Origin of the sequence: Acinetobacter sp. YH12063, assembly GCF_013419715.1 — a bacterium.
GTDB classification, from domain to species: Bacteria; Pseudomonadota; Gammaproteobacteria; order Pseudomonadales; family Moraxellaceae; genus Acinetobacter; species Acinetobacter amyesii.
Genome location: NZ_VOZO01000010.1, coordinates 66,694 through 86,804, shown reverse-complemented (window position 1 = coordinate 86,804; position 20,111 = coordinate 66,694). Strand labels below are relative to the sequence as shown.

17 protein-coding genes are annotated in these 20,111 nt (G+C 41.2%); 9 read left to right on the top strand and 8 right to left on the bottom strand.

Annotation, left to right across the window (positions count from 1 at the left end; genetic code table 11):
• Nucleotides 1-6 precede the first annotated feature (6 nt).
• The 3 genes from FTU12_RS12025 to baeS form a co-directional block, all read right to left on the bottom strand.
• Nucleotides 7-1,413, bottom strand: a complete 1,407-nt coding sequence (locus FTU12_RS12025) for a hypothetical protein (RefSeq protein ID WP_218946169.1) — start codon at nt 1,411-1,413, stop codon at nt 7-9.
• A gap of 86 nt (nt 1,414-1,499) precedes the next feature.
• On the bottom strand, nt 1,500-2,186 hold the full coding sequence (locus FTU12_RS12020; RefSeq protein WP_180114457.1) for a response regulator: 687 nt from the start codon (nt 2,184-2,186) through the stop codon (nt 1,500-1,502).
• A 12-nt stretch (nt 2,187-2,198) separates the two neighbouring features.
• Complete coding sequence (gene baeS, locus FTU12_RS12015) at nt 2,199-3,869, bottom strand: sensor histidine kinase efflux regulator BaeS (RefSeq protein WP_180114456.1); 1,671 nt, start codon at nt 3,867-3,869, stop codon at nt 2,199-2,201.
• A gap of 134 nt (nt 3,870-4,003) precedes the next feature.
• Between baeS and FTU12_RS12010 the strand changes: the two genes are divergently transcribed.
• From FTU12_RS12010 to FTU12_RS12000, 3 genes are all read left to right on the top strand, one after another.
• Complete coding sequence (locus tag FTU12_RS12010; RefSeq protein ID WP_180114455.1) at nt 4,004-4,612, top strand: hypothetical protein; 609 nt, start codon at nt 4,004-4,006, stop codon at nt 4,610-4,612.
• A gap of 317 nt (nt 4,613-4,929) precedes the next feature.
• Nucleotides 4,930-6,732 (top strand): acyl-CoA dehydrogenase C-terminal domain-containing protein, encoded by a 1,803-nt coding sequence (locus tag FTU12_RS12005; protein WP_078194152.1) that lies wholly within the window; start codon nt 4,930-4,932, stop codon nt 6,730-6,732.
• 193 nt (nt 6,733-6,925) lie between these two features.
• Nucleotides 6,926-8,707 carry an acyl-CoA dehydrogenase C-terminal domain-containing protein gene (locus tag FTU12_RS12000; RefSeq protein WP_078194153.1) on the top strand — a complete coding sequence of 594 codons (1,782 nt, stop codon included), beginning with the start codon at nt 6,926-6,928 and terminating at the stop codon, nt 8,705-8,707.
• A gap of 123 nt (nt 8,708-8,830) precedes the next feature.
• Here the strand turns inward: FTU12_RS12000 and FTU12_RS11995 are convergent, their stop codons facing one another.
• Nucleotides 8,831-9,364 carry a GNAT family N-acetyltransferase gene (locus FTU12_RS11995; RefSeq protein WP_180114454.1) on the bottom strand — a complete coding sequence of 178 codons (534 nt, stop codon included), beginning with the start codon at nt 9,362-9,364 and terminating at the stop codon, nt 8,831-8,833.
• Nucleotides 9,365-9,378: 14 nt separating this feature from the next.
• On the bottom strand, nt 9,379-10,011 hold the full coding sequence (locus FTU12_RS11990) for an FMN-binding negative transcriptional regulator (protein ID WP_180114476.1): 633 nt from the start codon (nt 10,009-10,011) through the stop codon (nt 9,379-9,381).
• A 170-nt stretch (nt 10,012-10,181) separates the two neighbouring features.
• Here FTU12_RS11990 and FTU12_RS11985 point away from each other — a divergent pair, with 170 nt between their 5' ends.
• Entirely contained in the window at nt 10,182-10,679 is a 498-nt protein-coding gene (locus FTU12_RS11985; protein ID WP_180059425.1) for a phosphate-starvation-inducible protein PsiE, read from the top strand.
• A gap of 68 nt (nt 10,680-10,747) precedes the next feature.
• Here the strand turns inward: FTU12_RS11985 and FTU12_RS11980 are convergent, their stop codons facing one another.
• Complete coding sequence (locus FTU12_RS11980; RefSeq protein ID WP_373684163.1) at nt 10,748-11,200, bottom strand: RcnB family protein; 453 nt, start codon at nt 11,198-11,200, stop codon at nt 10,748-10,750.
• 183 nt (nt 11,201-11,383) lie between these two features.
• On the opposite strand from FTU12_RS11980, the gene FTU12_RS11975 reads away from it, so the two are divergent.
• Entirely contained in the window at nt 11,384-11,842 is a 459-nt protein-coding gene (locus FTU12_RS11975) for a hypothetical protein (RefSeq protein WP_180005494.1), read from the top strand.
• 103 nt (nt 11,843-11,945) lie between these two features.
• Here the strand turns inward: FTU12_RS11975 and FTU12_RS11970 are convergent, their stop codons facing one another.
• Together FTU12_RS11970 and znuD are read right to left on the bottom strand one after the other, a co-directional pair.
• Nucleotides 11,946-13,412: a phospholipase D family protein gene (locus tag FTU12_RS11970; RefSeq protein ID WP_180114453.1), complete on the bottom strand. Its 1,467-nt coding sequence runs from the start codon at nt 13,410-13,412 to the stop codon at nt 11,946-11,948.
• A 109-nt stretch (nt 13,413-13,521) separates the two neighbouring features.
• Nucleotides 13,522-15,606, bottom strand: coding sequence for a zinc piracy TonB-dependent receptor ZnuD (gene znuD / locus FTU12_RS11965; protein WP_180114452.1), 2,085 nt, complete (start codon nt 15,604-15,606; stop codon nt 13,522-13,524).
• Between the two features lie 147 nt (nt 15,607-15,753).
• Between znuD and FTU12_RS11960 the strand changes: the two genes are divergently transcribed.
• From FTU12_RS11960 to FTU12_RS11945, 4 genes are all read left to right on the top strand, one after another.
• Nucleotides 15,754-16,533 (top strand): DUF4184 family protein, encoded by a 780-nt coding sequence (locus tag FTU12_RS11960; protein ID WP_180114451.1) that lies wholly within the window; start codon nt 15,754-15,756, stop codon nt 16,531-16,533.
• 160 nt (nt 16,534-16,693) lie between these two features.
• Entirely contained in the window at nt 16,694-18,478 is a 1,785-nt protein-coding gene (gene aspS / locus FTU12_RS11955; protein WP_180114450.1) for an aspartate--tRNA ligase, read from the top strand.
• Between the two features lie 315 nt (nt 18,479-18,793).
• Nucleotides 18,794-19,660, top strand: a complete 867-nt coding sequence (locus FTU12_RS11950; protein ID WP_180114449.1) for a lysophospholipid acyltransferase family protein — start codon at nt 18,794-18,796, stop codon at nt 19,658-19,660.
• Between the two features lie 125 nt (nt 19,661-19,785).
• Nucleotides 19,786-20,007, top strand: a complete 222-nt coding sequence (locus tag FTU12_RS11945; RefSeq protein ID WP_180022426.1) for a hypothetical protein — start codon at nt 19,786-19,788, stop codon at nt 20,005-20,007.
• Nucleotides 20,008-20,111 lie beyond the last annotated feature (104 nt).

Sequence of the window (20,111 nt, the reverse complement as noted above, 5' to 3'; positions counted from 1 at the left end):
TCATTATTATGGTGCAATCATTAGCACAGTGTTATCGGTAAATTTCGCAGAATAAATGCTATTCGATACTCTATTGATCGTACCGTAGCTAACAGTACCGACTTTAATATCAGCAGAACTGAATTGATCTAAATCTGGAATTTCTACAAATGCACCATTCGCATGAGATACTCTTGACCAGATAATTGGAGATTGCGCGATCAGATTGTCAGTTTTTACATCTATATTTAATGTATTTTGATCAACTGTAACTTTAAGATTTGCTATCCCTTTTTGGTAATCATTCCTTTTAGCGTTAAGCAGTAAACTGAATGGCTTCACAGCAGCCCCCCCACCTTTTACGTTACCAGAGAGATTAACTGTCAAATCTGCATTAATAAATGCAGCCGCAGATTCGCCTTGGGTAATATCAAAGGTTTTAGTCAGATCATTTTTTAGCTTAATATTTGCATCTAAGCCTAAGTTTTCTGCTCCGCTTAAAGCTTCACCTTTCAAAATAATTTCATATGGAATAATTTGATTAAATGTTTCAGTACCATTTTTGAATTTAACTCGAGCAGCTTTGCTTGAAAGTTCAGTTAAATTCAGCTTCGCGTTTTGAGTTGTTAACAAAACATTTAAAAATTTAAATTGTGCCGTAACCGGAGCATTTTCACTTTCTGAGTCTTCCAGCTTGATAGCTGTATCATAAACAACTTGAGCGGTACTGTTGCTATTAAACCCTAAGCTTGATTCTAATCCATCCGCATTTTTAGCTGTGATTTTACCGCCTGAAACTATTTTAAAATCATGCTGTTTTGCAGATGCTGTGAATGGCGCATCCAACTTTAAATTGCTTACAGTAATCAAAACCGCATCGCTAAAAACATCTTTTCCAGTAAAAGTACTGCTATCCCAAATATAGTCCATCCAATATTTAGCCGATACACTTCCATTAACAGAAACTGAAGTCGGTGTTACGCTGATTTTAAGACCATTTTTGCTCAAAATATAATCTGGATAATATATCCCCCCATAGGTCGCATCATCCTCTAAAAGTGCCTCTAATTCTGCAGCGGTATAGTCTTTTGTGGAACCTTGAGCATCTTTCTGCGCCAATGAAGCTAAAGTAATGATGAGATCAGAAGCATTACTAATATCATTTCCTGCATTACTTACAGCATCAAATGCAGGCTCATACTGAGACTGCAAACCTTTAAAACTGTCAAAATAGGCAATAATATTGTTCGTAGTTTTGATTAATACTTTAGCTTTCTCTAAATCTGTTGCTGGATTTGATGGGTTAGCTGTTTCCCCATTTGAACCGCCATTATCTGAAGTCCCACCGCTACTAGAAGACCCGCCGCCACCACCGCCACATGCAGTTAAAATTACAGAACAGCTTATTGCTAATAAGGTTTTTTTTAAAATCATTATGTTTTTCCCTCTTAAAAATACAAATAAAAAAGCCTTTAAAAATTAAAGGCTTTTAAAAAAAGATTCAAGAACAAAAAGTAACATTAATCCTCTGGATATTCAAAACGGTAGCCAACGCCATACACAGCTTGAATCCACTCATGGCGGTTGCCAGTTTCAGCAGCATCCGAAATTTTACGGCGCAGGTTTTTAATGTGACTGTCAATGACACGGTCAGCCACCTCAAAACTGTCTGGGTTGATATGATCTAGCAATTGCGCACGTGAATATACCTGCCCCACATGCTCCAAGAACAACTCTAGTAAACGGAACTCCGTTGGCGTTAAGCTCAGCGCTTTTTGTTGATACCAAATGCGCTGCTGTGCTTTGTCCATACGGAATAAATCATTGACTTCGGGTTCTGCTTTTCGTTCTAAACGGCGTAATACCGCTTGCACACGTGCCACCAACTCTTTCGGACTAAACGGTTTGCAGATATAATCGTCAGCACCCATATTGAGCCCCAATACACGGTCAATTTCTTCAGTACGTGCAGTCACCATAATAATTGGCAAATCAGACTGCTCACGCACCTTGCGGCAAATGGTTAAGCCATCCATACGGGGCACCATCAGGTCTAAAATCATCAGACTCGGTTTACGTTGAGTGAAGCTTTCATAGGCTTCTTGCCCATCATGAAACATGCTGACTTCAAAGCCTGCAGCCTCTAGATAATCACGCACTAGCTGTGCAAGTTCCACTTCATCTTCAACCAACATGATATGTTTCATGCATGCTTCCTTTTAATGTTTCATCTGTTTGGGAAATGTCAATTTGCAACGCAAACCGCCCAATGGAGAATGATCAAAACTCAATTCTCCGCCCAATGCTCTAGCTATTTTTACGGATAACGCCAATCCTAATCCTGTACCACCGGTTGCACGCGTGCGCGAATCATCCACGCGATAGAAACGCTCACCTAAACGTGCCAACTGTTCATCAGTTAAACCAAATGGGCTGTCATCGACATACACGGTCCACTGGGTTTCATCCTGCTCAGTATGTACATGCACTTCACCACCAGCTTCCGTATAACGAATACTGTTGCCCAATAAGTTGACCATAATCTGTTTAAAACGGTCTATATCTAATTGTAATGAAGTCCCTTCGCCCGTTGCGGTAATTTTCAAATCTGCTTGCTCAAACTTCGGCTTAAAGCTTTCAACTTCCTGCACAACGACATCCCACGGATTAATCGTAGTGAGATAACAATTTAATTGCTGTGCATCGGCTTGTGCCAAATCTGCCAAATCTTTGGTCAATTTTTTCAGACTACTGACTTGATTCAGCATCGAAGTAAAATGCTCTGGCGTTGGCTTACGAATACCGTCCTGCATCGCCTCAATTTGAGCCTGTAACACGGCCAATGGCGTTTTCAATTCATGTGAAGTATCAGCCACCCATTGACGACGTGACGTTTCATGCTGATCGAGAATTACGGCCAACTGATTCAATTCATTCGATAAATCACCAAGCTCATCATTACGGTTCACCGCAACTTGATGTTGATAATTGCCCTTGGTTAACTCACGTGTTCCCATTAACAAACGCTGAATCGGTTTTTTAAAGTATGTTGCCAATAACAATGCTGCAATCAAACTTGCAATAAACGTAAGCACATAAACCAATAATAAATAACGTTTTTGCTTACTAAAGAAGTTAATACTGATCGCATCATCTTGATCGAGTACAGGTTTGAGCCCCAAATATCCCACGATTTGATTATTCACCATAATCGGACGATAAGAGATTTGTTCATCTGTCGGCTCACCCACAACAAATTGGCGATGTGCATCATATAAAGATAAACGCGAACTCAAGCCCAAGCGGTCAGGCATTTGGATAAATTGTTTCTTACCACCATTATTACTGTTACTTTGTGAGGATTGATCTGCATCTTTTTCATCCGTGTTCGACTCTTTTGGACGGAATACATTTTGGTTCGCACTTAAAGGAAATTTTAAACCTTCAAAGGGTTGGAACTCAGATGGTAAGTTTTGTTCCAGCCATTTCAGCTCTTCAATTTTTTGCTCTGCCGTATGCTGTGGTGTTGCCAGCATCGATGCTGCATTTAAACTATGATCTTGGAAATAGCGCTGCTGCAATGCAATGTCATATTGACGACGTAGCCACCACCGAGAGAGACGATCATAGTCATCTGGCGCTGCCTGCCCTTCAATTTGCAGAATCTGTGCCTGAATCGCATTGCCCCAATCATGATAGACCGTATACACATCGGCTAAATTTTCAATGACATGGTCAAGCTTTTGCATCTCGACATCGGCCACATATTTGGTGAAATTACGCTGCATATTCCAATGCAACACGCCAAGACTTACCGTTGTGATGACGAGCGTCGTCAACAGCACAGTCAGAAACAAGCGTAGGGCAATCGGGATACGACGTATTTTCAAAAGAGAACTCTCATTTTTCTTCTATATTCATTATTGTAGCGAACACGCAACTAAAAAACTCTCCATTGTTTCTACATCTTTATTATTTAATCTTTAACCATCGGAAAAAGATCTAATCTGGTGGGGTAAAGACTATGAAACAAATGACCAAAATTGCTTTAATCGGTGCAAGCGTACTGAGCATGGGTGCATTAATTGCCTGTCAATCGACAACCGCACCAAAAGATAACGATCATGGCCGTATAATGAAACAACATCATGGTGATCACGATCGTCGTATGTCACCTGAGCAACGTGAACATTTTAAACAAATGCGTGCCGAGCAACGTCAAGTGTTTGCTGATATGCAAAAAGCCTGCGATGGTAAGGCTACAGGTTCAACAATTCAAGTAAAAGCTGGCGATAAAAATATTGATGGTACATGTACCATGGTGTTCAAAGCAGACCGTCAAGACATGAAAAAAGCACGTGGTGAACATCGTCCAATGCGTGGCGACATACGTGGTCAGATGCAACGCGGTGAGCCACTGACTGATGCAAAACGTGCAGAGCTGACTAAACAGTTTGATCAGCGTTTAGCGGAACGCCAAGCCAAACAACAAGCGATTATGAAAGCATGCCAAGGCAAAACCGATGGCAGCGGGGTTGCGATTAAAGTTGGCGAACAGCAGATCAATGGTAAATGTGAAGTTCGCTTCCAACCTAAAGCCCCTGTTGCCCCGACGCCAGCACCAGTGAAATAATCCAAACTTAGATCGCAATATCATTGCGTAAAAAAGGCACTCCCATGAGTGCCTTTTTTATTGGACATATCTTTTTACGCTTTTTGACTATTTGTGTCATTCATTTTCATCTAAAAGCGTTTACACTCAAAGCACTTAGCTTTTTCAAGGGATATTTCTTTGACTTTACAGTCACCAACAAATCACCCTGAAATGCTTGTACCCAATAAGAAGATGTTGCACGATTAGAACCATTCCAATACGTGTCATTGAAGACACGTTCAAATGTTTATTTAGGATTACTAACGCTGGTAGAAACCAGTATTGAGGAAAACGATATGCCACAATACAAAGCGCCCTTACGTGATATGCAATTTGTTCTGCATGAACTTTTAAAAGCAGAAGATCACTATGCACAACTGCCTGCATTTTCAGACACCGTAAGCCGTGAGTTGGTTGACCAATATCTAGAAGCTGCTGCTGACTTCTGTGAAAATGAACTTTCTCCTCTTAACCAAGTCGGCGACCGTGAAGGTTGTACTTGGAATGATGGCGTTGTAACAACACCAACTGGTTTTAAAGAAGCGTATCAAAAATATATCGAACTCGGTTTCCCGTCTTTGTCTGCTGAAGAACAGTATGGTGGTCAAGGTCTGCCAGTTTCACTAGGCAACATCATTTCAGAAATGGTGGGTACTTCGAACTGGGCATGGGGTATGTACCCTGGTCTGTCTCACGGTGCTGTCCGCACATTAGAACATCACGGTTCTCAAGAACAAAAAGACACTTACCTGCCTAAACTTGTTTCAGGTGAATGGACAGGTACGATGTGCTTAACAGAATCTCATGCAGGTTCTGACTTAGGTATTATCCGTTCTAAAGCTGAACCACAAGCAGACGGTAGCTACGCAATCTCTGGCGAGAAAATCTTTATCTCTGCTGGTGAACACGACATGGCTGAAAACATCATCCATATCGTCCTTGCTCGTCTTCCAGGTGCACCAAAAGGCACGAAAGGTATTTCATTATTCATCGTACCTAAATTCAATGTAAATGCTGATGGCTCAATTGGTGAGCGCAATGCTGTACGTTGTGGTTCGATTGAACACAAAATGGGTATCCATGGTAACGCGACTTGTGTCATCAACTTTGATAACGCAAAAGGCTTCTTGATTGGCCCTGAAAACCGCGGTCTAAACTGCATGTTCACATTCATGAACACTGCACGTATCGGTACTGCTGTACAAGGTCTTTCAGCTTCTGAAGGTGCTTTCCAAGGTGCACTTGCTTACGCAAAAGACCGTTTGGCAATGCGTTCACTTTCAGGCCCTAAAGCACCTGAAAAAGAAGCAGATCCAATTATCGTTCACCCTGCAGTACGCAACATGCTGCTTACGCAAAAATCATTTGCTGAAGCTGGTCGTGCTCTGGTTTACTTATTGTCTTTCCATGCCGATATCGTGGAACAAGGTGCAACGGAAGAAGAACGTAAGTTCTCTGACAATATCTTGTCATTATTAACTCCAATTGCTAAAGCATTCTTGACTGAAACAGGTTCTGAATCTGCAAAACACGGTGTTCAAGTATTTGGTGGCCACGGCTTCATTTCAGAACACGGTATGGAACAAATCGTACGTGATACACGTATCTCTTGCTTGTACGAAGGTACGACTGAAATTCAAGCGATTGACTTGTTAGGCCGTAAAGTATTGGGTACTCAAGGTGCAATGTTGAAAGACTTCACCAAGATCATCCATAAATTTGTTGAAGCTAACAAAGACAACGCTGCCATGAAAGAATTTGTTGAGCCGCTTGCTGCGCTAAACAAAGAATGGGGCGACTTAACCATGCAGATTGGTATGAAAGCAATGCAAAACCCTGAAGAAGTGGGTGCTGCTGCAGTCGATTACCTCTACTTCTCTGGTTATGTAACGCTTGCTTATTTATGGGCTCGCATGGCGCTAGTTGCACAAGAAACTTTAGCTGCAGGAACAACAGATGTTGATTTCTACAATGCGAAAGTAACGACTGCTCGCTTCTACTTCAAGAAAATCTTACCGCGCGTTCGCTCTCATGTAGAAGTGATCGCAGGTGGCCTAGATCCTCTTATGGCATTGGATGCAGAACACTTTGCATTCTAATGTGAATATCTAAAACATATTCAAAAAATTGTACTCTTGAGTGCAGAAATAGAGAAAGGACGGTCATAGCATTGGCAGTCCTTTTTCTTTATAAATAGTCTCATAATTTTACTTTGGTCAATTTTCTCCACGCTTTGTGTTGATACAAATTGCCCCAAGTCCATAGATTCAAACAATAAACAGGTGAACGAACATGCCAATTTATAATGCGCCGCTTGCAGATATGAAATTCATCTTAAATGATGTTTTTAAAGCAGAACAATTCTGGCAAAACAACGAAAATCTTGCTCACGTTGATGCTGCAACTGCAGAAGCCATTCTTGAAGAAATGGCAAAATTTGCGCAAAACGTCACTCATCCTTTAAACCGCACAGGTGATGAAGAAGGCGCAACCTATAGCAATGGCAATGTCACGACTCCTGCTGGTTTCAAAGAAGCATTTAAACAATATGCAGAAGGCGGTTGGATTGGTCTAGGCGCAGATGAAGAATGGGGCGGTCAAGGCATGCCAAAAATGCTGACTGTTCTGTCTGACGAAATGCTGTTTGCAACCAACCCATCATTCATGCTCTACCCGCTTCTTTCTGTGGGTGCAGGCATGGCATTAAACAGCTATGCATCACAAGAGCAAAAAGAAACTTATTTGCCAAAAATGTATACAGGCGAATGGTCAGGCACCATGTGCTTAACTGAGCCGCATGCAGGTACAGATTTAGGTATTATCAAAACTAAAGCTGAACGTAATGAAGACGGTACTTATAACATTACAGGTACGAAAATTTTCATCACTGGCGGTGACCACGACCTTTCTGAAAATATCATTCACTTAGTTTTAGCGAAAACGCCGGATGCGCCTGCGGGCTCACGCGGTATTTCACTATTCATCGTACCTAAATTCTTGGTGAATGCAGATGGTTCATTGGGAGAGCGTAATGCTGTAGGCCCTGGTTCTATTGAACATAAAATGGGGATCAAAGCGTCTGCAACATGTGTGATGAACTTTGATGGCGCGAAAGGCTACCTGGTTGGTAAAGAAAATGAAGGCCTTGCAGCGATGTTCGTCATGATGAACTACGAACGTCTGTCTATGGGTATTCAAGGCCTAGGTGCTTCTGAATTTGCTTATCAAAATGCAGCGCAATATGCGACTGATCGTTTACAAGGTCGCAGCGCTTCTGGCGTTCAATCGCCTGCAAAACCTGCAGACAGCATCTTAGTTCATGGTGATGTACGTCGTATGTTGCTGAACGCACGTGCCAACAATGAAGCGTCTCGTGCATTTGCGGTTTATGTTGGTCAACAACTGGACATTACTAAGTTCTCTACTGACCCAGAAGCAGTCAAAGCAGCCAATAACCGTGTTGCGCTGTTAACACCTATTGCGAAAGCGTATTTGACAGATACAGCTTTCCAAGCAACGCTAGATGCCCAAATGGTCTTCGGTGGTCACGGCTTTATTCGTGAATGGGGTATGGAACAATGTATTCGTGACCTGCGTATCGCACAGATTTACGAAGGGACCAACGGCGTTCAATCTCAAGACTTAATTGGTCGTAAAACCATTAAGTGCAATGGTGAATTCATTGCTGAATATATCCAAGAAATTCGTGATTTTGCCAACAACTTAGATGCCAGCTTGAACTACATCAAAGATGCAACATTAGATGCAGCAGCTGAAGTTGAAGCGGTGACTCAATATGTACTTGAAGCTGCTCGTGAAAACATTGAGTTCCCGAACTCAGCAGCCGTTGATTACCTACATGCTGTTGGCTTACTCAGCTTTGCCTATATGTTTGCCCGCATTGCAGATGCAGCGAAAGACAAAGATGGCGAGTTCTACCAAAACAAACTTGCACTGACTCTTTACTTCACGCAGCGTATTTTGCCTGAATTGGCATTACGCATTGCTAAAGTAAAAGCAGGTTCTGAAGTGATCATGAACTTCTCTGAAGATTACTTTACCAACCAAGCTTAATTAAATACACAAAATCAAAAATGCCCGATTTATCGGGCATTTTTTTATTTTACTGCTCTTATTACATAAACACTGGGTGCAACTTTTTCAAAAAATCATAAGCATATTTACTTATTCATAATCTCATAATTCCATTCGATATGTAAAACAAGGATGGAACTGATCGTCTAGCATTGGAAATGTAGCCCAATGCGTTTTATCTTTATCTAATTTAAATCCGGCCTTCATTAAGACATTTTGTGATGCTAGATGTTCCTCAGCACAAAAAGATGAAACAACATTCGTGACATGATTCTGCTTTAAATACTTAATTCCTCCAATTAAAGCCTCAGTCATATAACCACAACCATGAAAATTCACCCCTAACCCAAAATGTATTTCTCCATGGTTTTCTTGATTGAAGAAATACAGTAAGCCCATCGCTAAATGCGTATTCTTATCACTAATCACCCATGCAAAATCAGGATTGTGTATCGACCAATAATGATCTGCCCACTTTTCTAAAACACTCTTAGTCTGTTGAATCGTTAAATGTGGCAACCGCTGCAGATAACGAGTTGCTTCTATATTCGAAAAATATGTATCAAATAATGAAATTTCATCTCCTAACTGATACTTTCTCAGGCATAAACGTTCAGTTTCAATCCTATTGGGCATGTTTCTTTAGCCTGTTATTTCATGGGATAAAATTTTTTGATCGACTCCACCATTTCAGCATTCGACCTTTCCAAAGCTTTTGCCACATTCATCGCATCTATAGCGCTGCGATTTTGACTCACTTTAAATTTCCCGATCATCGACTGAATATCGATTTCAATTGCTACAATTTTTTCCAGTTGTTCCGCAATAAAATCATTCGGTGCATCACCCATTTTCCATGGCATGGGTTGGCTAGCTTCATGTTGACGCGTCAAACGAGCCAGAAGCCCTCGTAAATATTTTTCATCTGCAACTTTACGTATCTTGCCTTTGACATGTACCACGCGGTAATTCCATGTCGGTACAACGCGATGATGCTCCTGTTTTCCTTCATACCAGCTTGGCGAAATATATGCATCATCGGCATGAAAAATCACATAGGCTTGCGCTGACTGATTTAGCAATTCAAACATTGGATTGGTCTTGGCAATATGACCGCGCAATATACCCAATTCGCCTGACTCAGTGTCATATTCTAGTGGTAAATGATTCACTTCCAACTCACCATTGGGTGCAGTCAGTATTACTGTCGCCAAAGCATACTTACGCATAAGATCAATCAGATCAGGGAGTTCATCATGTTTAAAATGCGTTGGTTGATACATCGTCGCTTCATTCTTATAGGACAAAATTTAAGCTCAAACTTAACATTAAAAACTTTATTAAACCTAAAAAATATTTTTGTCATATGCGCTTCATGTGCATGAAATTTGCTTGGTATTTAATGACTTGTTCTTCATTGAATATTCACGCAATTTACACAGGAGGAATATATATGACACACCGTGATCCTAAAGTAGAAAAAATCGAAGCCCTCCTCGACCGACTTGGCAATCTTGCTGTAGAAGGTTTTCATTATCTTGCACTGTTTGTCATCGGCTGTATGATCTTATGGTCTGCGGGTCACACCATTTTTGAAATTATTACAGTTAAACAATTCGCTACAATTGACGATATTTTATTATTGTTTATTTACCTTGAGCTCGGTGCCATGGTTGGTATTTATTTTAAAACCAACCACATGCCGGTACGCTTCCTGATTTATATTGCTATTACTGCCCTGACCCGTTTACTGATTTCGGACATTCAACATGACCATAAAGCGGATATGGGCTTGGTCATTACTACAGGTTCGATCCTCATTCTTGCTGTGGCCATTTTAATTGTGCGCTATGCCTCTTGGACTTACCCTTCGGTTATTCGAGATAAGCATTCCGAGAAGCCACTGCCTGAAGGAAAAACCCCACGTCCGCAAGATGATGAATTGGCTTAAACACTAAATCGTTCCCTCTCCTTTTAGGAGATGAGTAGCACTGCTACGCAAGGGAGAGGTTATAAACCTTATCGATTAGGCACCAGCACATAGCGACCATTTTCAAAGATCCAGTACATGCCACTTGGGGGTGCAGGTAAACCTAAACGCTGCCAATCACTGATAAACGTATAGGTCGAACTCGAAATACTAGCGCTGGCAGGATCGCCATTGACCCAACTATAGCTCTGCGAATTTTGAGTAATCGTGGTCGGCGCATTGTATTGAATACTAATGCCACTTTGTGGATACTGCGGATAAGGTCGATTTGGATATTGCGAATAAACCGGCGGGCGACTAGGATAATGAGGATAATTCGGCGCATGCTGCGGATAGCCAGGCCGATTCATCGACGGTGGACGGTGTTGTGGTTTTGATGTATCTACACCTTGGTAATTTGCCCATTTGTTTTCCGCAAAAGTACTGGCTGAAGCACTGATCAGCATCACACCTGCAATCGCATAGAATAATGTGGTTTTCACTTAAGCTCTCCTCGACGGTTTATACGCTCAGTATAAATTCCATTGTAGGAGAAAAAATGGATAAAAATCCATCAAGTGCAAGAATTTGTTAATTTTCCGACCAAGCTGATCGCACCTTCAGGCTAGCCTGTTTTTCATTGGATTATGCTAAGATTGATTTTATTTCGTAGTGGATCAAATGCTGTGTCTGAATTAAGTTTTGACCGACTTCATCAATTTTTTTCTAAAGTTCCAAGTATTCAAGAACAACTGATTGACTCGTACGGAACCGATGGTAAAACTGCTTGGTGGTTTAAATTTCAAATTAATGTAGATCACCCTTTAGCATGGCAAACTGTTCAAGAATTGGGCCATGTATTGAACTATATTTCTAAAAATGAACGCTTACCGACTCAATTTTTACCGGTTTCTCCGCCACCATATATGAATGGCGAAGCAAGACAATTCTTGTCTTGGGTGATTCAATGTAACCATGCCGATTTTCCACCAGATGTCATCTGTGACTGGTTAGAAGCTCGTTTGCCACAACCGGTAGATGATGCAGATAAATGGAAAATCAAAACCGATATTAAAGAATTGGATCAAATGACGGATAAAGATTTAGATCAAATCGTTCCGCCGAATCCTGTACCGAAGAATTAATAATTGCTAAATACACCTCTCCCTTGCTTAGCAGTGCTACTCATCTCCTGAAATGAGAGGGAATTCCTTCCCCCTTTGGGGGAAGGTTAGGATGAGGGAAAAATTAAAAAGTAGATAATCCGCTCCATTCCATAAAGCGATACCACACATATTTCAACTTAGAGTCATCGGCATACGTGCCGTAATCCACACTCATTTGCTTACCATCACGGTTTGACCAAGCCGTATTAAAATATTGATTTGCCTCTTTAAAGACTTGAGCGTCTTTCAAACCAATCACGCGCAAATCAGTTTCTAAATTATAATTTTTCAGGTTACGCGCTGTGAAATTGGCAGAACCTAAAATCATATCTGCCTGATAGGCTGTTCGTTTTAAAATCATCTTGCTATGGCACTGCTCACCTTGGGTATTACACCAACGTACATCAATACCGGCATCATGTAATTCAGAAGCAACAGGACGGTTTGGAATACCATTTTTGGTTCGACCAAAAGCATCTTTATTGGGATCGAGTAATACCCGAACTTTCACGCCACGTTCATGCGCAGCAATGAGTGCTTTGATAATTTTACGTTCTGACAAGTAGAACATCGCGATATCAATTTCAGTTCCAACTTTCTTCGCGCTATCAATTAAGTCGAGTGTGGCATCATAAATTGCTTTTTCAGTCAGCACTTGAACCTGTGGCTGAGTTTTCGCCGCTTCAACATCCTTAATCACCACAAATGGAATATTGGCTTTAGACATCATACCTACGGCTTGCTCAGTCTTTAACAAGTCAATCGCGGTCATGCCTTTGACGGTTAAGGCCACATTGGAATGTCGTGAGCTACCATCATGTGGATTCATAGAGGTGACTAAACCTTTCCAACCGTCAACGGTATCGACCACCAAGGTTTTACGATGATTGGCTTTAAAGTTGAAAAGATCCATATAACTGCGGATCGTCACTTTCTCGGTTCCCAATGGGTTCGGTAACCAGCCTTTTTCAGGATTATTGCCAATATCTTGACAACAGATATACCAAAAACCTGACCATGCTGGATTAGAGGCACGAAGCGGCACCAAATTGGTTTCCATCAACTCAATGCCCCCTTGTCGTAATTGACGATAATGCTCGGGTTGAATGCCGCCATAGACCGAATTGACAGGATCAGTAATCACAAAAATTTCCACTTGAGGAGATAGTCGACGCTTCAAAATCAGCGCATCGGTCAACTCCTGTGTTAATTGTTCATGTTTTAATTGAGAGTCACCAACTTGCGGATTAAAGAGAAACATATCCAACACAATGGTCGACTGTGCTTCCTCAATCATTTTCAGCATTTCTTTAAAAATGCGATGTTCCTGTTGCTGCTTTCCTTGCGCATCGATATAGGTTTCATCCACTAAAAAGTTCACTTCAGCATGGCGAAGTTTCCCCGTGTAGTTCAGCCCTTCAGGGAGTGGTTTTAGCGTGTGATAGGTTGCCGATGCCAAATAACCTAAAACCAATAAACCGATGACCACACCCACATAGCGACGGCGTGACCAATTGAGCTTGTGATGTATTCGTTGAATGATGCGCATAAGAAAAAACCTAGTCTAATGCGCTCAGATTAGGTTTTATTCATTGATTTTTCAAGAGGATTTCTGTGACTTCACCTAGACTTCCTTAGAAAAGTCTGTGCAAATTCAATTAGAAACCAAATTCAAGACCAACTGTAAAATTACGACCGACTTGTGGAATATTGGCAAGGAATGACGTGTGAGAGTAAACATCTTCATCCAATAAATTATTGGCTTTGAAATAAACCCGATAATCATTTTGATCTTTCAACTGACCACTATAGGCCACACCCAAGTTCACCATGTTGTAGCCATCTGTTTCACGCTCAAATGCTGTGATTTTGTCTTGTTTGAATACATGTGAATATTCTGCAAGACCTGACCAACCATCGGCAAAGTCAACATCGACCTTGGTTCCTAAGCGCCCTGCAGGCACACGTGGCGCATTTTCACCATCAATTTTGCCGCGAACATAATCACCAAAGACACTGAGTTTATACATATCATTAATGGCATAACCCACTTGAGCTTCCGCGCCATAGAACTTGGCTTTGTCTTGGGTGTAATCAACTAAGCGGAAGTTTTCAAAATTATCTTTGGTTGCAGCATAAATGTAGTTGTCATACCAGTTGTGGTACACATGAACGTGATAATCCAACTGATCTTTTTCATAATGGAAACCTAATTCTAGATTATTAGATTTTTCAACATCTAGATTTTCATTTCCGCGTTCATAGGTATTGGTCGCAAAATGCTTACCATCTGCATAGAGCTCTTGCGCCAATGGCAAACGCTCTTGATGAGAACCCACCAAGGATAATTTATAATTGGGTGCAAACGCCCAGTTCACAGCACCTGAGTAGGAAATACCATAATCGTCATAATCTTTTTGTGCAGAATCGATCTGAATTTTCTGCTGATCGACACGGGCGCCCAGCTCGACATGAAAATCACCAAATTGTTTATGCTCTAAACCAAACACACTCCATTTTTGGGTTTTATTTGGATTCATCAGTGACTCTTCACCACTGATATTAAGCTTTTGTTGATTGTATTGTGCGCCAATCACCCCTTCCCAATCCGCAATCGGGTTATGCACCAACTCTAAACGACCATCATAGCCCTGACTTTTAAAGGTCGTTGCCGCTGTATCACCTTCAATTTCGTCATGTTGATAATCGGTATAACTTGCATGTGCACGGAGTTTTTGGAAGCCCGCAAACGGATTCGCAAGTTCGGTACGGAAATCATAACGTTCTGACTTTAAGTCGACCCATGGGCCTGCGGCATCATGATCGTGATCATGTTCGTCATGCGCTGAATGATCATGTTCATCGGTATGCCCATGGTTATCATGACCATCACAGTGTAGATGGTCATCATGTGGATGACAGCTTTCATATTCATGACTATGACCCGGCAGGCCATATTGGTCTTGTCGGTTGCTATAAGACAGTCCAGCAAAACCACGATCATGAATCCATGACGCGCCCACACTGACATTTTGCCCTTCTGCAAAAGTGTTGCCAACGCGGCGTTCTTTTTCTAATTCACCATCATGATCATGGAAATAATTGGGTGCAATATAATCATTGGCTTTGCGTTTCGAACCTTCTACACGGATGGCAAATTGCTCACCTAAAGCAGCCGTCACACCGGCACTCGCCAATTTTTCATCACTGCCTGAGTTATAACGAACCCCAACTTGCCCTTCATAACCTTTATCAGGAATAGAGGTAGGAATCTTTTGATCCGTCACATTAACCAAACCGCCAACTGTGCCTGCCGCGTATAACAGTGTTGATGGCCCACGGATCACTTCAATTTGTTTTGCCAAAATCGGATCTACCGTAACCGCATGGTCAGGAGATAAAGTCGAAACATCTGCAGTTTCTGAGGCGTGTTCTAAGACTTTGACACGAGGGCCATCTTGACCACGCAGCACAGGACGACTTGAACCTGCACCAAACTGATTTGAATATACACCCGGCTGTCCGGCTAACGCATCACCAATTGTGACGCCACCTTGTGCAAGGGCTTTATGTTGAATGACATTATCGGCAACAGCAAAATCTGCCGCACTTTGGTTTAAGGGATGGACCTGAACATTAATGGCTTCGAGCTTTTGTACCTGTTGTTCTGGGTCATCGGCATAAAGGTTGGGTGCAATCACTGCAAAAATCGAAACAGTTATTAAATTCTTATGAAAAGACATGTTGGAGAGACTCAAATCAGGCTATTTTTGAATAATGTTATAATATAACATTTCATTCATTTTGCAATAAAAAACATTCTAATCTGCCCAAATCATATACACTCACTGATACCACATTGTATTTATTCATTTATTTATTTTAGTTCAATGCCTTTTACCATATCCCATGCTGTACTCGCACCGCCTATTTCCAAATTAAGCGGAAATCGCCTGCCTATTGCAGCACTCGCAATTGGTAGCATGGTGCCGGATTTATTCCGTTTATTTACCAATGCTGACTATGCAGGTTCACATCAATGGTCTGGGTTAATTGTTCCAAACTTAATCCTAGGTTTGCTGTTTTGTGTGCTGTGGTATGTGCTTTATCGCCCGATGTTATTTGCTTTTTTTGGTTTAAATAAGCCGCTGCATCTACAGAGTCTTAATCAATGCTGTGGGTTTATGCTCAGTCTCATCCTCGCACTCATCATTGGAACTTCGACGCATATTGTTTGGGATGGATTGACCCATGTTGACTTTCGTACCTTTGCATTTAAGGATCTATTGAGTCTACCGATTCAATTTTTTGGTCATTCATATCCCCTACATCGCGTGTTGCAAATTGGATTATCTGGCTTGGCTCTCCCCGTTTTAGCATGGATGATTTATCGTCATCATCTTCACTATCGAAGTACTGTAAACGTCCCCGCATCTATCAAAGTCTATGTATATGGTTTAGCGGCCCTGTCTTTAGCTGCGGGAATCGCTAGTTATTTTTATTTTGCTGACAGTATTTATTCAGATGCATTTGTGCACGACCTGTATGCCTATGTCGGCAAGGCTATTAATTATTTTTTCCGTGCATTTTTAGCCACGTTTAGCCTTGGTAGTCTGATATTTCTGATCTTAAGCAAGAGCACTAACATTTTTTCTACGTCATCGGCTTAAGCCCTTCATTGAGCAAAAATTTGCTGTAAATTTGGCTGTTTTAGCAATAAGTCCTTGTGACAAAACAGCCAAAAAGAGGCATAATCCCCTATTCGAATAAAAGCGGTGCGCTGTTTACGCATTCGCTGACCTTAACCCATATAGTTGGATTTCTAACGCTATGATGCGAACTCATTACTGCGGCTCACTTACTGAAGCCCAAATCGACCAAACCGTTACATTATGCGGTTGGGTTCACCGTCGCCGTGACCACGGTGGTGTAATCTTCCTTGACATGCGCGACCGTGATGGCCTTGTTCAAGTAGTGATTGACCCTGATACTCCTGAAGCTTTCGCGACTGCTGATAAATCACGTTCAGAATTCGTATTAAAAATTACAGGCCGTGTACGTCGTCGTTACGAAGGTACTGAAAACGCGAATATCGTGAGTGGTCAAATCGAAGTTTTAGGCAAAGAAATTGAAGTTCTTGCTGCGTCTGAAACTCCTCCATTCCCATTGAATGATGAAAATACCAATATTTCTGAAGAAGTACGTTTGAAATATCGTTTCCTCGATATTCGTCGTCCAGAAATGTTAGATCGATTACGTTTCCGTTCTAAATTAACCAACCTTATTCGTAACTACTTCGAAGAAAATGGTTTCCTAGACGTTGAAACACCGATTTTGACTCGTGCGACTCCTGAAGGTGCGCGTGACTATTTAGTACCAAGTCGTGTTTCTAACGGTAGCTTCTATGCGCTTCCACAATCTCCGCAATTGTTCAAACAGTTGTTGATGGTTGGCGGTATTGATCGTTACTACCAAATTGCTAAATGTTTCCGTGATGAAGACTTACGTGCTGACCGTCAGCCTGAATTCACACAAATCGACGTTGAAACATCGTTCATGAGTGACGATGACATCATGGATTTAATGGAACGTTTAACGGTTAAGATGTTCAAAGAACTTCTAAACGTTCAGTTCGACAAGTTCCCACGTATGACGTATGCAGATGCAATGCGTGACTATGCATCTGATAAACCTGACTTACGTATTCCTTTGAAACTTGTTGATGTTGCAGACATGATGCAAGACGTTGAGTTCAAAGTATTCGCAGGTCCTGCTAAAGACCCTAAAGGCCGTATTGTTGCGCTTCGCGTACCAGGTGCTGGCGCGCTTCCACGTAGCCAAATCGACGAATACACTAAATTTGTTGGCATTTATGGCGCGAAAGGTTTGGCTTACATCAAAGTCAACGAGCTTGAAAAAGGTATTGAAGGTCTTCAATCTCCAATCGTTAAATTTATCGAGCCTATCGTACTTGATCTATTGAAACGCGTTGGTGCTGAAAATGGCGACATCGTATTCTTTGGTGCGGACAAAGCAAAAATCGTAAATGATGCGATGGGTGCTTTACGTATTAAAGTCGGTCACGACATGAAACTTGCAACTTGCGAGTGGGCGCCACTTTGGGTTGTTGACTTCCCAATGTTCGAAGAAACTGATGACGGTAAATGGACGTCTGTTCACCACCCATTCACGCTGCCAAAATCAAGCGTTGAAGAAGTGAAGAACAACCCAGGTGCTGCACTTTCTGTTGCTTACGATATGGTATTGAACGGTACTGAAATCGGTGGTGGTTCACTTCGTATCTTCAACCTTGAAATGCAAAAAGCGATCTTTGAAGCGCTTGGTATTTCTGAAGAAGAAGCAGAAGAGAAATTCAGCTTCTTGCTTAACGCGTTGAAATTCGGTGCACCTCCTCACGGTGGTTTGGCATTCGGTCTTGACCGTTTAGTGATGTTGATGACTGGTGCATCTTCTATCCGTGACGTGATTGCATTCCCGAAAACTAAGACTGCGGAATGTCCTTTAACTCAAGCGCCTGCGCCAGTTGAAGCAAACCAATTACGTGACTTAGGCATTCGCTTACGTGAAAAACCAAAAGCTGAAGAATCTAAATAATCTTACATTTTAAGATTTAGATTTTAAGGTTTAAAAAACCCTGCGCTAAGCAGGGTTTTTTATTTCGACCAACAAAAGGTCGTTGAAAACCTACAAAACATAAATTAAAGATTTGATTTACTTTGCTAATATCAAAACGCTTCAACTACGTTATGATGTTGCACCATATCCTTTGAGCAATGGACAGCTCAATTTTCCACTTCCAATTATTTTGTTTTTAGATTCAGATCTTTTTATACTTTTTCACTGAATAAGTCCGGTCTCTTGGCAAAATTTATTTTATTCCATGCTGTAAATTTTGAGACCTTGTGATCCATGTACTTTATATTCAAAATCATCGCGCTATTGCCACTTTGGCTGTTACAAAACTTGGCTTTGATGATCGCGTTTATTCTTAATCTATTTAATTCATCGATCAAACGTATCACTAGCATCAATATTCAACTGGCCTACCCAGATTTGTCAGAGACAGCGCAGAGACAGCTCGTCAGTCAAAGTATCCGCAGCCAATGCCTGACTTATATTGAATTTATTAAATGTTGGGGGATGCCGCCGAGTTATAGCCTGAGCTTATTGAAAAACATTTATGGTGAACAGATCCTTACGGAAGCACTTGCGAATAAAAAAGGTGTCATTGTTGTGGTTCCACATTTTGGCTGTTGGGAACTACTCAATGCATGGCTGAATCTGTATACAGAACCCATGATTATGTATAAACCAAATAAAAATAAAGGAATCAATCGGTATCTGTTAGAAGCACGTGAGAAGTTTAATGCAACCTTAGTCCCGACAGATGAAACGGGGGTCCGTGCCATTTTTAAACATTTGAAACAAGGTGGCCTAACGGTCATTTTACCAGACCATTTACCGAAGTCTTCTAGCGGTATTTATTCCAATTTTTTTGGGCAAAATACTTTATCGATCACGCTGGTTTCCAAACTTGCTGCAAAAACCCAATGCAATGTCATTGGATTAAGTTGTATCCGACAACCTAACCTACAGTACTTTGATGTGCATTGCCAAACCTTATCAGACGAGATTTTATCTAAAGACTTACAATGTTCTGTCGACACGCTCAACATTGCCATGCAAGACATCATTAACCAAGCACCAGAACAGTATATCTGGTCTTATAAACGTTTTCGGGTCTGCTTTGGCAATATCAATATGTACCGCAAATAAAGGTGATCTAAGAACATCTCAACCTTTAGAGTTGTGTTCCGCAGGCTTGAATTAATCTTATTTAATTGAGATCAATTATCGACAGTGGCATAATAGCCTCAATTTCCACTTTAAGTGATTCTCCTATGGCTATGCGTCCTGAAGTCCGTCGTCGTGCAATCGTGTTGATTGTTTTTTCTGTCGTACAATGGTTGTTCATGCGCTACATTTTAGCCAACGAATTATTTAACTTAACTACCTATAACCGCATTGTTCTATTTTGTGTCAGCAGCCTTGCAGGTGCATTATTAATTTTTGTAGGTTTGATTTACATGGTGTTAAAGGGTAATGCGGAAAAGGACTCTTAAAACACTCTAAAGTCTCTTTTAAAAAATTAAATAGTATAGAAATTTTATAAACTGTTAACTAAAAATTTGACCTACTTTATATTTACATGAAATTTTATTTAGAA